The 14,572-nt window shown below is 62.8% G+C and carries 14 protein-coding genes; 12 read left to right on the top strand and 2 right to left on the bottom strand.

Translation table 11 applies throughout. The annotated features are described in order from the left end of the window. Window positions 1-339 precede the first annotated feature (339 nt). Both RSO67_RS04785 and RSO67_RS04780 read left to right on the top strand, forming a co-directional pair. Entirely contained in the window at window positions 340-570 is a 231-nt protein-coding gene (locus RSO67_RS04785) for a hypothetical protein (RefSeq protein WP_315842584.1), read from the top strand. Between the two features lie 35 nt (window positions 571-605). Next, window positions 606-827 (top strand): hypothetical protein, encoded by a 222-nt coding sequence (locus RSO67_RS04780; protein WP_315842583.1) that lies wholly within the window; start codon window positions 606-608, stop codon window positions 825-827. 1,064 nt (window positions 828-1,891) lie between these two features. Here the strand turns inward: RSO67_RS04780 and RSO67_RS04775 are convergent. After that, complete coding sequence (locus RSO67_RS04775) at window positions 1,892-2,260, bottom strand: nuclear transport factor 2 family protein (protein ID WP_315842582.1); 369 nt, start codon at window positions 2,258-2,260, stop codon at window positions 1,892-1,894. Window positions 2,261-2,503: 243 nt separating this feature from the next. Here RSO67_RS04775 and RSO67_RS04770 point away from each other — a divergent pair, with 243 nt between their 5' ends. From RSO67_RS04770 to RSO67_RS04725, 10 genes are all read left to right on the top strand, one after another. Then, window positions 2,504-3,130: a glutathione S-transferase gene (locus RSO67_RS04770; protein ID WP_315842581.1), complete on the top strand. Its 627-nt coding sequence runs from the start codon at window positions 2,504-2,506 to the stop codon at window positions 3,128-3,130. Window positions 3,131-3,321: 191 nt separating this feature from the next. Continuing rightward, on the top strand, window positions 3,322-4,623 hold the full coding sequence (gene glyA, locus RSO67_RS04765; protein WP_315842580.1) for a serine hydroxymethyltransferase: 1,302 nt from the start codon (window positions 3,322-3,324) through the stop codon (window positions 4,621-4,623). A 72-nt stretch (window positions 4,624-4,695) separates the two neighbouring features. Further along, window positions 4,696-5,178, top strand: a complete 483-nt coding sequence (gene nrdR / locus RSO67_RS04760) for a transcriptional regulator NrdR (protein ID WP_315842579.1) — start codon at window positions 4,696-4,698, stop codon at window positions 5,176-5,178. After that, window positions 5,175-6,329 carry a bifunctional diaminohydroxyphosphoribosylaminopyrimidine deaminase/5-amino-6-(5-phosphoribosylamino)uracil reductase RibD gene (gene ribD / locus RSO67_RS04755; RefSeq protein ID WP_315842578.1) on the top strand — a complete coding sequence of 385 codons (1,155 nt, stop codon included), beginning with the start codon at window positions 5,175-5,177 and terminating at the stop codon, window positions 6,327-6,329. Before nrdR ends, ribD begins: the two co-directional genes overlap by 4 nt. Continuing rightward, window positions 6,329-6,940, top strand: a complete 612-nt coding sequence (locus RSO67_RS04750) for a riboflavin synthase (RefSeq protein ID WP_315842577.1) — start codon at window positions 6,329-6,331, stop codon at window positions 6,938-6,940. Before ribD ends, RSO67_RS04750 begins: the two co-directional genes overlap by 1 nt. A 100-nt stretch (window positions 6,941-7,040) precedes the next feature. Next, window positions 7,041-7,532, top strand: coding sequence for a 6,7-dimethyl-8-ribityllumazine synthase (gene ribH, locus RSO67_RS04745; RefSeq protein ID WP_092144206.1), 492 nt, complete (start codon window positions 7,041-7,043; stop codon window positions 7,530-7,532). A 3-nt stretch (window positions 7,533-7,535) separates the two neighbouring features. Beyond that, window positions 7,536-8,048, top strand: coding sequence for a transcription antitermination factor NusB (nusB, locus tag RSO67_RS04740; RefSeq protein WP_315842576.1), 513 nt, complete (start codon window positions 7,536-7,538; stop codon window positions 8,046-8,048). Window positions 8,049-8,050: 2 nt separating this feature from the next. Then, entirely contained in the window at window positions 8,051-9,049 is a 999-nt protein-coding gene (thiL, locus tag RSO67_RS04735) for a thiamine-phosphate kinase (RefSeq protein WP_315842575.1), read from the top strand. 405 nt (window positions 9,050-9,454) lie between these two features. Further along, the gene (locus tag RSO67_RS04730) at window positions 9,455-11,575 is read left to right on the top strand and encodes a sodium-translocating pyrophosphatase (RefSeq protein WP_315842574.1); all 2,121 of its coding nucleotides are present in this window, start codon (window positions 9,455-9,457) and stop codon (window positions 11,573-11,575) included. Between the two features lie 79 nt (window positions 11,576-11,654). Then, window positions 11,655-12,071, top strand: a complete 417-nt coding sequence (locus tag RSO67_RS04725; protein WP_315842573.1) for a hypothetical protein — start codon at window positions 11,655-11,657, stop codon at window positions 12,069-12,071. An 89-nt stretch (window positions 12,072-12,160) separates the two neighbouring features. Here RSO67_RS04725 and RSO67_RS04720 read toward each other — a convergent pair whose 3' ends face one another. Continuing rightward, window positions 12,161-14,533, bottom strand: a complete 2,373-nt coding sequence (locus tag RSO67_RS04720; RefSeq protein ID WP_315842572.1) for a xanthine dehydrogenase family protein molybdopterin-binding subunit — start codon at window positions 14,531-14,533, stop codon at window positions 12,161-12,163. Between the last annotated feature and the right edge of the window lie 39 nt (window positions 14,534-14,572).

Genomic DNA, 14,572 nt, shown 5'->3' with positions numbered 1-14,572 from the left:
TTTTCAGGAAGGGTGGGGCGATGGCCAGGTTCAGTCTGAGATCAGGGGCGATTGCTTGTCTTGGTCCCGCGATCTGGCTTGGACTCCTGACTTGGCAATCACGGGATAGTTCGGACAGCGATTTTCTCTTTGCTCTCTGGATTTGGTTCGGGGCTCCCAGCCTGGCAATGGCCGCGCTATTGTTTTGGCTCGATCGAGATACCAAAAGCTAATCGAGGCATGACGTTCAGCGCAGTGTAGCTTGCCGCAACTCCGTCGGGTGTTCTGCCCGAAATTCCTTCTCCCCAATGGAACCAGTTCCCCAGTCGCGCTTTATCCCTTCATCAGAAGGGGCAAACCATGCTGGTCGAACGCGGTCTGAAAGTGATGAATGTCGAGGCGGTGGGCGACGCCTATGCCATCGCTGCGAACTACCTGCGCAAGTCCGGCGCGATCCCCGATACTTATCTCACCAACGATCGGCTGCTCGAAATCATCGTCCGGATGTTTCATCGCGGCGAAGACAACAAGCTTCGCCTTGCGAACAGAGCGATCGCGCAATTCCAGGCTGCACGACCTGAAGCCGCGTAGCCGGTTTTCTGATGTCCAACGGGGAAAATGACGACATGCAGATTGCCATTGACCGCATCATGCACACCTATGGCCTGATGATGAGCCGCACCCAGGCGGCATCGGACGAAGCCCGCACCAAGGTCACCGATTACGTGCAATCGCTGTTCGACGGCGGCGAGAAGGATCCACACCGGCTGACGGTGTTCGGCTTGACCTATCTGCGTGAGCTCGATGGCAGCAACGATCCGGTGAAGGCTGGATTTACCGGGCTTTGAGGGCTTCGTCGCCATAGGATGGGGCGAGCGTCTTCGTGAAACCCGTCATACGATCTCACGCTACGCTCTCGATCGTCATGGCCGGACTTGTTCCGGCCATCCACGTCTTATTGTGGATGTCGCCAAGGCGTGGATACGCGGGACAAGCCCGCGCATGACGGCGTTTGGTTTGAGCGCGCGCGCGTCACGTGATTTCCAATTCAACTGTCAAACAGCCACTGCTCTTCAGACATACGTCATCGCCCCCATTATTTGCGGCGCGGGGGCGCCGTCGTGTCTTGCATTCCCACCCTCTGTTGAGAGGGCGTGCGGAACGCCGGGTGCCCGTTGCACCCTTGGGCCTGATGCGATGCGGTCTTCCGCATGGATAATGCATCAGGACTTTCGGAGGCGCCGAGCAAGTGCCCGACGTTCCGCATACGGTGTTTTTTCAGCCTGCTTGCACTTTGCCTTGGCGAACGGTCCGATCACCAAAATGATGGTCCCACGGCGGAGGGACAGGGAGCCTCAAGCGAGTAAGCCGGACGCGTTTTGACTTGGTCGTCCGTCACACTGTCCAGGGGTCTTTCCATCGCAAGGCCGGCCGTCTCCTTGCCAGTGGCAGTGCTGGCGCAGATCCGTCCTGCCCGAAGACAGACGTCCCCCATGAACCACGTGACGCCGCATCTCCGGCGTCCACCGCATCCCACCCCGCGAACGTGACGATCGCGATCGCCCCTCTCGGTGGGGCAGGACGGAAGGGATTATAAACCTGATGGGGATGTTGTCAACGGGAGATAGGAAAAAATGTTTGAGGTCTTCCATCTCCACGCTCGTCATTCCGGGGCGGGACCGACGCCGGAGGCGACGGGACCGAACCCGGAATCTCAACGTTGGAGTCTCCGTCGAGCCAAACACTCCGGGATTCCGGGTTCAGTTCGGCCCGCTTCGCGGTCCGTCCTGCCCCGGAATGACGGGTGTGGATCGGCAAGCGCTAGTCGCGCCCCGGAATGACGAGCGGGACGCGATGCGCTCATCACACGCGTGCTCATCGAAGCGCTGTCGTCGCGGTTCTGCTACGCGAACTATCGCTCGACAAGATGCGCGCGCGAGACTGCGGGTTCAAACCGATCGGCGAAATACTGCGTTTCGTTGGCCACCCGTCCTTCGTGGAACTCCATGATGCTCACCGCGTAGGAGGGGATGCCGTCATAGGTCAGGATGAATTCGGTGACCCATAATTCGCTGCTGCCGACAATCCGCCGAACCGTAAAACGTTTCTCGTTTGGCTGGACAAGTCGGCTCATCTGAATGTTGTGCCGACCGCGGATGCGTTCCCCCGATTGGGGATAATAAAGCATCGCATCCTCATGGTAGATGTCATGTTCGATATCGAAATCGTTCGCGTCCGATGCAGTCCAATGACGCTCCAGGGCGGCCCGTACATCGTCCATCTCAACCTCCTGCGATAGGCCTCAGGTTGGCGGCTTGGCTTGGTGCAGAGGGGAAGGGGACCGAACCTCTCCACAATTGCAGTCAGTCGCCTTTCCGGCAAACTAACATGGAAAAGCCCTCGGGGATTCTCTTGTTCGCTGTATCATCGCGATCGATGGGGTTTCCGAGCAATAATCCTCGCAGAATACTCTCACGCCGACGGCCTGCAGATCGGGCCAGGGACAATTACCAAGGAAACGCCCATGCTCACGCTTCATCATCTCAACGACTCGCGCTCGCAGCGGATCATCTGGCTGCTGGAAGAACTCGGCGCGCCCTATGATCTGACGACCTATCAGCGCGATGCGCAGACGCGGCTGGCGCCACCGGAGCTGGAAGCGGTGCATCCACTTGGCAAGTCGCCTGTGATCGTCGATGGCGATGTGACCATCGCGGAGTCCGCGGCCGTCGTCGACTACGTCATCCGCCGCTACGGCAAAGGCGCAATGCGGCCGGCTGAGGGCACTCCGGAATATGAGGCCTATCTCGAATGGCTGCATTATGCCGAGGGGTCGGCGATGCTGCCGCTGATGCTCAATCTCTACGTGTCTCGCCTGAAGGAGGCCGGGGCACCGCTGCAGCCGCGGATCGACAGCGAAATGGCCCGCCATCTCGGTTATGCCGACCGTGCCCTGAAGGGCCGTGCGTTTTTTGTCGGCGATAGCCTGACCGGCGCGGATATCCAGATGAGCTTCGTCGCCGAAGTCGCCGGCAGCTTCGACCGGCTCAAGGCCTATCCCGATCTGGCCGCCTGGATCGGCCGGATGCATGCCCGCCCGGCGTTCCAGCGCAGCGTCGAGAAGGGCGGGGCATACCGGCTGGCGAAATAGGGGATTCGGCTTCACGAAGGCGATCGGCATGTGCAATCGCCGCATTTGCCGCTGCTGCCTAAATATCGCGCCCCGAAGCGCAAAACCTTGGCCCCGCCAGCCAGATATGGTATTCGGGGCACCGTTTCCTGATCGCCACTCGTGACCGTCCGCACGCTGAATGAAGGCCGCGGCGGTGGAGATATTGCCCTATGACCACTTCGGCCAAAACCGGCTCCGCGCCCGACTCGTTCTTCTCCGCCACGCTTGCTCAGGCCGATCCTGAGATTGCCGAGGCGATCAAGGGTGAACTCGGTCGCCAGCGTCACGAGATCGAGTTGATCGCGTCGGAAAACATCGTCAGCAAGGCGGTGATGGAAGCGCAGGGCTCGGTGATGACCAACAAATATGCCGAGGGCTATCCGGGCGCGCGCTATTATGGCGGCTGCGAATTCGTCGATATCGCCGAGAACCTCGCAATCGAGCGCGCCAAGAAGCTGTTCGGCGCCCAATTCGCCAATGTGCAGCCGAATTCCGGCAGCCAGATGAATCAGGCTGTGTTCCTGGCGCTGCTGCAGCCGGGCGATACCTTCATGGGTCTCGACCTCGCGGCCGGCGGCCATCTCACCCACGGCTCGCCTGTCAACATGTCCGGCAAGTGGTTCAAGCCGGTGCACTACACCGTGCGCAAGGACGATCAGATCCTCGATATGGATGCGATCGCCAAGCAGGCCGAAGAGGTGAAGCCGAAGCTGATCATCGCCGGCGGCTCGGCCTATTCGCGCTCGTGGGACTTCAAGCGCTTCCGCGAGATCGCCGACAGCGTCGGCGCCTATCTGCTCGTCGACATGGCGCATTTCGCCGGCCTCGTCGCCGGTGGCGTTCATGCCTCTCCGGTGCCGTATGCCCATGTCACCACGACGACCACGCACAAATCGCTGCGCGGTCCGCGCGGCGGGTTGATCCTCACCAATGACGAGGCGCTGCACAAGAAGCTGAACTCGGCGATCTTCCCGGGTCTGCAGGGCGGTCCCTTGATGCATGTCATCGCGGCGAAGGCCGTGGCCTTCAAGGAAGCGCTGCAGCCGGACTTCAAGGTCTATGCGAAGAATGTCGTCGAGAACGCCAAGGCGCTGGCCGAAACGCTGCGCGCACAGGGCTACGACATTGTCTCGGGCGGCACCGATAACCATCTGATGCTCGTTGATCTCCGGCCGAAGGGCCTGAAGGGCAACGTCTCGGAGAAGGCGCTGGTCCGCGCCGGCATCACCTGCAACAAGAACGGCGTGCCGTTCGATCCCGAAAAGCCGTGGATCACCTCGGGCATCCGTCTCGGCACGCCCGCCGCGACCACGCGTGGTTTCGGCATTGCCGAATTCAAGGCGACCGGCGAGATGATCGCCGAAGTGCTGAGCGCGGTGGCGCAGTCCGGCGACGGCAGCGCGCCGCTGGTCGAAGCGGCCGTGAAGGAGAAGGTCAAGGCGCTGACGGATCGTTTCCCGATCTATCAGTAAGCTCTGCGACCAATAAGAGGCCTGCGCGGTCAGAAGGTCGCGCAGGAACGAGTGTCTGGAAGGTTGTTGGGAATGCGCTGTCCGAACTGCAATAGCCTCGATACGCAGGTGAAGGACTCGCGTCCCGCGGAAGATTCCGCCGTGATCCGCAGGCGGCGCGTCTGCGTCGCCTGTAATTTCCGCTTCACCACCTTCGAGCGCGTGCAACTCCGCGAACTTACGGTGATCAAGCGCAACGGCCGCCGCGTGCCGTTCGATCGCGACAAGCTGGTGCGCTCGCTCTCGATCAGCCTGCGCAAGCGCCCGGTCGATCCGGAGCGGGTGGAGACCATGGTCTCGGCCATCGTGCGCGAGCTGGAAAGCGGCGGCGAGGCGGAGATTTCGTCGGAGACCATCGGCGAGATCGTGATGGAGCATCTGCGCGGGCTCGATGACGTCGCCTATGTGCGCTTTGCCTCGGTCTATCGCAATTTTCGCGAGGCCAAGGACTTCGAGGCCGTGCTCGGCGAATTGCATGCCGATGACGACGGCCGGCCGGTGGTCATTCGAAAATGATCTTCCGTATCCTGGAAGATCAATACGCTCAAAAATCCGCCGACGCGAAAGCCACCGACCTGCGCTTCATGCAGCTCGCACTAACGCTTGGCCGGCGCGGGCAGGGCCGGACATGGCCCAATCCCGCGGTCGGTGCGGTCATTGTGAAGGACGGTGTGATCATCGGCCGTGGCTGGACCCAGCCCGGCGGCCGTCCCCATGCCGAGCCTGTGGCGCTGGCGCAGGCCGGCGAAGCCGCTGATGGCGCAACGCTCTATGTGACGCTGGAGCCGTGCTCGCATTTCGGCAAGTCGCCGCCTTGTGCCGATGCGATCGTCGCCGCGGGCATCGCGCGCGTTGTTGCGGCGATTGAAGATCCCAATCCGGACGTGGCGGGCCAGGGTCATGCGCGGCTGCGTGCGGCGGGCATCAGGGTCGATGTCGGACTCTGCGCCGAACAGGCCGCGCGCGATCACGCCGGACACTTTCGGCGTATCCGCGACAAGCGCCCGCATGTCGTGCTGAAGCTCGCGGTGTCGCCGGACGACAAGATCGCTGCGGCCGGTCACAAGCCTGTCGCCGTCACCGGCGAGATGGTGCGGTCGCGCGTGCATCTCTTGCGGGCGCAATGCGACGCCGTGCTGGTCGGCATGGGCACCGTCATCGCTGACGATCCCGAACTGACCTGTCGCTTGCCGGGCATGATGAAGCGCTCGCCGGTGCGCGTGGTGCTCGACCGTGCGCTGCGCATGTCCGGTAATAGCAGACTGGTGCATTCGGCGCGCACGACGCCGCTCTGGGTGATGACCTCCAGTCTGTCGGAGGCGCCCGCCGCGATGGCGCTGGGCGCTGCCGGCACGCAGGTGCTGCGCGTGCCGACCACGACCGCGCCGCCGCCAGGACTGGATTTGCAGGCCGTGCTGCATAGCTTGTCGGAGAAGGGCATTACGAAGCTGCTGGTCGAAGGCGGATCGAAAGTCGCGTCGTCTTTCGTGGCTGCGGGTCTCGTCGACGAGGTCTGGCTGTTTCGTGGGTCCAAGGAGATCGGCGAGGGCGGCGTTGCCGCGCTGGATGCATTGCCGCTATCGGCGATCACCGGGTCGCGGGACTTCGTGCAGCGTGCTAGCGAGACGATCGAGAATGACACCCTGATCATCTACGAAAGAAGCTAATGTTCACCGGCATTGTCACCGATATCGGCGAGATCGAGAGCCTGCAGCAGGTTGCACAGGGCCAGTTGCACCGGCTGCGGATTCTTTGCGACTACGACCAGACCACCATTGCCGATGGTGCGTCGATCGCCTGCAACGGCGTCTGCCTCACGGTGGTCGGCTCCGGTGTCGCCAGCGGCAAAACCTGGTTCGACGTGGACGCCGCTGCCGAGACGCTGGGCATGACCACGGCGAAGCACTGGAAGGTGGGCAGCCGGCTCAACCTCGAGCGCGCGCTGAAGATCGGCGATGAACTCGGCGGTCACATCGTCGCCGGCCATGCCGACGGCATCGCGACCATCGTGTCGCGCGAGACCTTGCCGGATATGGCGCGGATCACCTTCCGCACGACGCGCGAGCTGGCGCGTTTCATTGCCACCAAGGGCTCCATCACGCTGGATGGCGTGTCGCTGACGGTGAATACTGTCGATGACGTGCAATTCGCGGTGCTGATCATCCCGCATACGCTGAGCGTCACCACGCTGGGCAAGGCTTGGGAAGCGGGCGCCGAGGTCAATATCGAGGTCGACCTGATGGCCCGCTATGCGGCGCGGCTCAGTGAAATGAAATAATTCGAGGCTCGATCAGCCCCTATCAGCCCTTGGCATATGGCGCCGCTGCGCCTAAAACCCTGCGCAATCAACCAATTCTCGCAAATTTGACGGAATACCGATGGCAGACGCGCGACGCGCTCATTTGCAGGACCAGACCGACATTACGGGCGCGCGCGTCCTGATCGTTGAGGCACGGTTCTATGACGACATTCAGGATGCGCTGCTGGAAGGCGCGATCGTTGAACTGAAAGCGGCTGGGGTCAGTTACGACGTGTTGACGGTGCCGGGCGCGCTGGAAATTCCTTCGACCATCGCGATTGCGGTCGATGCTGCCGCGAAAAGCGGCAAGCCCTACGAAGCGGCAATTGCGCTGGGCTGCGTGGTCCGTGGCGAGACGTTCCATTTCGAGATCGTCTCGATGGAGTCCTCGCGCGGGCTGATGGATCTGTCGGTCGATCTGCGCCTGCCTCTCGGCAACGGGATCATCACGGTGGATACCGACGAACAGGCCTGGGCGCGTGCACGCGCCGGCGAATTGAACAAGGGCGGCGATGCGGCCCGCGCCGCGCTGTCCGTGCTGCGCATCAAGCGCCGTCTGGCGAAGGCCTGAGTGATGGCTGACAAGAAAGCCGACTTCAAGAAGCCGGTCCCCAAGGGTGACCGCAAGGCCAATCGCCGCGGCGCTGCGCGTCTCGCGGCCGTGCAGGCGCTGTATCAGATGGATGTGGGGGGCTCCGGCATCAACGACGTCTTCGCCGAGTTCGAGAGTTTCTGGCTCGGCAGCGAGATCGAGGGTGACCAGTATCTCCCCGCCGAAGAGGCGTTCTTCCGCGATGTCGTGTCCGGCGTGGTGCGCGACCAGAACAAGCTAGATCCGCTGATCGACGAAGCGCTGTCCAAGGGCTGGCCGCTGCAGCGTATCGAGGCCATCCTGCGCGCGGTGATGCGCGCCGGCGCCTATGAGCTGGAACATCGCAAGGACATTCCAGCGCGTGTCGTGGTGTCGGAATATGTCGACGTCGCGCATGCCTTTGTCGAAGGCGACGAGACCGGCATGGTCAATGCGGTGCTTGACCAGATCGCCCGGCAATTTCGCGCGGAAGAGTTTTCGCGCGCAGGACACTGACCATGTCAGCCGGGTCCAACGCATCCGGCGAAGACTCCCTGATCGCGCGCTACTTCAAGCCGCTCGCGACTGATCCTGGTGCGTTCGGGTTGACCGACGACGCCGCGGTGCTCAAGGCAGACGGCGAGGACATCGTCGTCAACACCGACGCCATCGTCGAAGGCGTGCATTTTCTCCCTGACGATCCCCCGGACACCATCGCGCGCAAGGCGTTGCGGGTGAACCTGTCAGACCTTGCCGCCAAGGGCGCGGTGCCGGCCGGCTTTGTGCTGACGCTGGCGCTGCGGACACATGATGAGGCTTGGCTCACCGAATTCGCGCGTGGACTTGGCGAAGACATCGCGACATTCGGCTGCGCGCTGCTTGGCGGCGATACGGTCTCGACGCCGGGGCCGCTGATGGTCTCAGTCACCGCCTTCGGACGCGTTCCGGTGGGCAAGATGGTCCGGCGTCACGGCGCGGCAGCGGGTGACCGCGTGGTCGTGAGTGGCACGATCGGCGATGCCGCGCTTGGCCTGGCGGTGCTGAAGAGTGGCGCGGTGGCCACGGCGCTGGCTGATGACAGCAAGGCGCGTGACGCGCTCGTGACACGCTATCGGGTGCCGCAGTCGCGCAACGCGCTAGCATTGGCGGTGCGCGATTTCGCGACGGCGTCGATGGATGTCTCCGACGGATTGGCCGGCGATCTCGCCAAGCTCTGTGCCGTTTCGGGTGTGTCCGCCGTCATCGATGCATCGGCTATTCCGCTGTCGGATCCGGCGGCAGCACTGCTGGATCGCGGTGTGATCGGTCTTGAAACGGTCGTTGCCGGCGGCGACGATTACGAAGTCCTCTGCACCATCCCAGCGAATCGCACGACCGGTTTCGTGCAGGCCGCGCACCAGGCGGGCGTGCGGGTCGCGGTCATCGGGGCGATTGTTGCAGGTGCGTCATCGCCGCGCTTCGTCGACCAGGCGGGCAGGGACATCGTGTTGAAGCGCCTGTCCTACAGCCACTTCTGACTAGCCTCACCGTTCCCACGAGCGCGGACCTAACCTCTCCCCGCATCTTGCGCGGGGAGAGGTCGCCGCGTCTTCGCGGCGGGTGAGGGGCGGGGCACGCGGTTTGACCAAGTAATGCTGTTGCTGGTTCGGAACGATCCGAAGCTGACGACCAAGCGAGGGGCCATTGCCATGCCCCTCACCCGAAACCCGCGCTTTGCGCGGCTTTCGACCTCACCCGGCGCAAGATGCGGGGAGGGGTTAAGAGCCCCTCCAAAAATCCTGCATTAGCCCATTGGCAGCGTTGCACGCCGATACCGATTTTGCCATGCTCATCAAACGAGAGGCCGTCCTCACGTGCTGGGCAGGCCTCCTTTTTATGCGCCATTAACAAGGCGCCGGGCAGGAAGGACTGAGGCAGATTCCATGACAGCATTGTGGGTGATCGTGCTCTGCGGGGCACTGTCGATCGTTTACGCGATCTGGGCGACGAGTTCTGTGTTGAAGGCCGATGCGGGTAACGCACGGATGCAGGAAATTGCAGAGGCCGTGCGAGAGGGCGCACAGGCCTATCTGAAGCGACAATATCTCACCATCGGCATCGTCGGCGTCGTGATCTTCGCGCTGCTGGCTTACTTCCTCGGCATGCTCGTTGCCTTCGGCTTCCTGATCGGTGCCGTGTTGTCGGGCGCAGCCGGCTTCATCGGCATGAACGTCTCGGTGCGTGCCAATGTCCGCACCGCGCAGGCGGCGACGATCTCGCTGGCCGGTGGCCTCGAACTCGCCTTCAAGGCGGGGGCCATCACCGGGATGCTGGTGGCGGGTCTGGCGCTGCTCGGCGTCACCATCTACTTCGCCTATCTCACGCACGCCCTGGGCCTCGCTGCCAACAGCCGCACTGTGATCGATGCGCTGGTGGCGCTCGGTTTCGGCGCGTCGCTGATTTCGATCTTCGCACGTCTCGGCGGCGGCATCTTCACCAAGGGCGCTGACGTCGGCGGCGATCTCGTCGGCAAGGTGGAAGCCGGCATTCCTGAAGACGATCCGCGCAACCCGGCGACGATCGCCGACAATGTGGGCGACAATGTCGGCGACTGCGCCGGTATGGCCGCCGACCTGTTCGAGACCTATGCGGTGACTGCGGTCGCCACCATGGTTCTGGCCGCGATCTTCTTCGCGAGTTCGCCATTGCTGGTCAACATGATGACGCTGCCGCTCGCCATTGGCGGCATCTGCATCCTGACCTCGATTGCTGGCACGTTCTTCGTCAAGCTCGGTGCCAGCCAATCGATCATGGGCGCGCTGTATAAGGGCCTGATCGCCACCGGCGTGTTGTCACTGTTCGGCGTTGCCGCCGTGATCTACTGGCTGATCGGTTTCGGTCCGCTGACCGGCGTGAAGTATACAGGTCTGGCGCTGTTCGAATGCGGCGTCGCCGGCCTCGTTGTCACGGCGCTGATCATCGTGATCACCGAATACTACACCGGCACCGACTATCGGCCGGTGAAGTCCATCGCGCAGTCGTCGGTCACCGGCCACGGCACCAATGTGATCCAGGGTCTGGCGATCTCGATGGAGTCGACGGCGGGCCCGGCGATCGTCATCATCGCCGGCATTCTCGTCACCTACAGCCTCGCGGGTCTGTTCGGTATCGCGATTGCCACCACGACAATGCTGGCGCTGGCCGGCATGATCGTGGCGCTCGATGCCTTCGGTCCGGTCACCGACAATGCCGGCGGCATTGCCGAAATGGCCGGATTGCCGAAGGAAGTCCGCAAGGCGACCGACGCGCTCGACGCGGTCGGCAACACCACCAAGGCGGTCACCAAGGGCTATGCCATCGGTTCGGCTGGCTTGGGCGCACTGGTGCTGTTCGCGGCATACAATGAAGACCTCAAATTCTTCATCGCCAATGCCGCGAAGTATCCGTACTTCAAGGACGTGCTGCCGGACTTCTCGCTGACCAATCCCTATGTGGTGGTTGGCCTGCTGTTCGGCGGTCTGCTGCCCTACCTGTTCGGTGCGATGGGCATGACGGCCGTGGGCCGCGCGGCCAGCGCCATCGTCGAGGAAGTGCGGCGTCAGTTCCGCGAGAAGCCGGGCATCATGCAGGGCACCGACAAGCCGGATTACGGCCGTGCGGTGGATCTGCTGACCAAGGCTGCGATCAAGGAAATGATCATCCCGTCGCTGCTTCCGGTGCTGTCGCCCATCGTCGTCTACTTCATCATCTACACGATTGCCGGCGGCGGTGCGGTCGGCAAGTCGGCGGCATTCTCGGCGGTCGGCGCCATGCTGCTCGGCGTGATCGTCACGGGTCTGTTCGTCGCGATCTCCATGACCTCGGGCGGCGGCGCCTGGGACAACGCCAAGAAGTATATCGAGGACGGTCATTTCGGCGGCAAGGGCTCCGATGCTCATAAGGCTGCGGTGACCGGCGACACCGTCGGCGATCCCTACAAGGACACGGCAGGTCCCGCGGTGAACCCGATGATCAAGATCACCAACATCGTGGCGCTGTTGTTGTTGGCGATCCTGGCGCACTAGACGGCAGCAACGGCCAATGCAAAAGTCCCGCGGTGAAAGCCGCGGGACTTTCTTTTGGTCATTTTGAAAGACGAAAACGATGCGTGGAATTGGCGTTGCTTTATTCGCGGTGTTTGCTTTTGCAACGCCTGTTCTCGCCGCCGCAGAAAAATGCCCCATCGGTGATGCAGCCGAAGCGAAGGCAGGCGGCCTCCATCAGGCCATTGAGGCAGCGATGAAGGCCGAGTTCAGCTGCGAAGGCGCATATCGGATCATGGAACTCTGCCAGCTCGGTTCGTCCGGGGACAATGCGTTTTCCGACATTGTGCTGAAAAAATGCGAACCGCGCTTCCTGCCGAAGGCGTTGCCCGCGACCAAGGCGGCCTATGAAAAGGCGCGGGCGAAATGCAACAAGATCGCGGAGAAGAACGAGGGGTCGATGTATCAGAGCCAGGCCGCGGTCTGCATCGCGAAGTCCGGGCGGGATTTCGCGCGGAAATACGGGACCAAGAGCTAGGGGGCGACTGCTGGCCACCAGCAGTGGCGCACAGCAGATGAAAAGCCCCGCGATGTGATCGCGGGGCTTTTTGTTGAGATGGTCTGGCCTTACGCCGCCTTGCTTTTCTTGCCGTCCTGGATCGCCTGCCAGATGCGCTCGGAGGTCAGCGGCATGTCGATATGCGTGACGCCGTAATCGCTGAGTGCATCGACGACCGCATTGACGATGGTGCAGAGCGAGCCCGCGCAGCCGGCTTCGCCGCAGCCCTTGGTGCCAAGCGGATTGGTCGTCGCCGGCGAGGGATGATCGCCGACCAGCATCAGTGGAATGTCGCCGGCGCGGGGCATGGCATAATCCATGAAGGAGCCGGTGATCGGCTGGCCCGACGCGTCGTAGCTGACTTTCTCCATCAGCGCCTGGCCGATGCCCTGGGCGACGCCGCCATGCAACTGGCCGGCGACGATCATCGGATTGACGATGGTGCCGAAGTCATTGACCGCCGCGTAATTGACGATGGTCAGAACGCCGGTGTCGGGATCGATCTCGACTTCGGCGACATGACAGCCGTTCGGGAAGGTCGATGGCACGTCCGATGAGGTGTGGTCGACGTCGAGCGAGGAGGGCACGCCGTCCGGCATCTTGCCCTCGCGCACACGCTGCGACAGTTCCATGATGTCGATGGAACGGTCGGTGCCGGCAATGGTGAAACGGCCGGCCTTGAATTCGATGTCGGCTTCGGACGCTTCCAACAGATGCGCGGCGGCAACCTTGCCTTTGGCGATGACGAGATCCGAGGCTTCGACGATGGCCTGGCCCGATGCAGTGATCGAGCGTGAGCCACCGGTGCCGTTGCCCATGCGGACGAGATCGCTGTCGTTCTGTTCGAGCCGGATGGCGTCGAACGGCACGCCGAGCTGCGCCGACAGCACCTGCGCGAACGGCGTGGCATGGCCCTGGCCGTAATCCAGTGTGCCGGTGGTCAGCGTCACGGTGCCGTCTTCGCTGAAAGTGAGCTTGCCGAGCTCACCTGACGGCGGCGCGGTGACTTCGAGATAGGAGCCCACCGCAATGCCGCGCAGCTTGCCGTTTTTGCGGCTGTCCTTCTTGCGCCTGGCGAAGCCGGCGTGATCGGAAATTTCCAGCGCCTTGTCGAACACGCCCTGGAAGTCGCCGCTGTCATAGGTGACGCCGGAGGCTGCCGCGAAGGGGAGCTGCGACGGCTTGATGAAGTTACGCTTGCGCAGTGTGAAGCGGTCGATGCCCATCTCGTCGGCTGCGCGGTCGATCAGCCGCTCCATGAAGTAGTTGGCTTCGGGGCGGCCGGCGCCGCGATAGGCGCCCATCAGCGTGGTGTTGGTGAGCACGCATTTGATGTCCACCGACAGTAGCGGCGTCTTGTAGACGCTGGCGAGGTTCTTGCCGGTGTTGAGCGACAGCGGGCTCGGCGACACGCCGGTGATATAGGCGCCGAGATTGCCGTAGCCTTTCAGGCGCACCGCGAGAAACTTGCCGTCCTTGTCGAGGGCGAGTTCGGCATGGATATCCTGCGCGCGGCCGTGGCTGTCGGAGAGGAAGCTGGAGGAGCGCTCGTCGAGCCACTTCACCGGCTTGCCCAGTTCCTTCGCGGCGTGCAGCAGACAGATATACTCAGGATAGCTGATGTTCTTCATGCCGAACGATCCGCCGACATTGCCGGTGAGAATACGGACCTTGTCGGGCGCGACGTTGAGCTGCTTGGCGAGTGTGTTGCGATTGCCGGCGACGCCCTGGGTCGGCACCTGGATCACGTAGCGACCGCCGGATTTTTCGTAAGTGGCGAGCGCGCAGCGTGGTTCCATGGACACCACGGCGACGCGGGTGTTCTCGATGTCGAGTTTGGTGACATGCGCAGCCGACGCAAAGGCGGCCTCGACGGCAGCGGTGTCGCCATAGTGATAGTCGAGCGCGACGTTATTGGGGATGTGATCGTAGAGCTGTGGTGCGCCAGACTTCGTTGCGGCCTCGCAATCGGTGACGGCCGGCAGGGCGTCGATGTCGAGGACGACGGCTTCGGCGGCGTCGCGCGCCTGCGCGACTGTTTCAGCCACCACGAAGGCGACGGGGTCGCCGACATAGCGCACCTTGTCGGTCATCAGCGCATGGCGATTGGTCTGGAACAGCGGGGTGCCGTCCTGGCTCTTGAGCGGCAGGCCGCAGGTGAAGGGGCCATAATTGGCGGCTTCGAGATCCTGGCCGGTCCAGACGCCGCGCACGCCGGGCATTGCCCGGGCAGCCTCGGTATCGATGCCGCGGATCACGCCATGGGCATGGGGACTGCGGACGATCCAGGCATAGAGCTGGCCGGGCAGGTTGAGGTCGTCGGTATATTTGCCCTTGCCGCGGACGAGGGTGTCGTCCTCCTTGCGGCGGACAGGCTGGCCGACCCCGTATTTCTGCATGGCGATGGCGTTATCGACGGGCGAGCCGGTAAAATCTTGCATGATGAATCCATCAAATGTGGATGATTCCAGGATTTGGCG

The sequence above is a fragment of the Tardiphaga sp. 709 genome, assembly GCF_032401055.1.
In the GTDB taxonomy this organism is placed as follows: domain Bacteria; phylum Pseudomonadota; class Alphaproteobacteria; order Rhizobiales; family Xanthobacteraceae; genus Tardiphaga.
The sequence above is the reverse complement of the archived record's forward strand: the minus strand, read 5'-3'. Positions and strand labels throughout refer to the sequence as shown.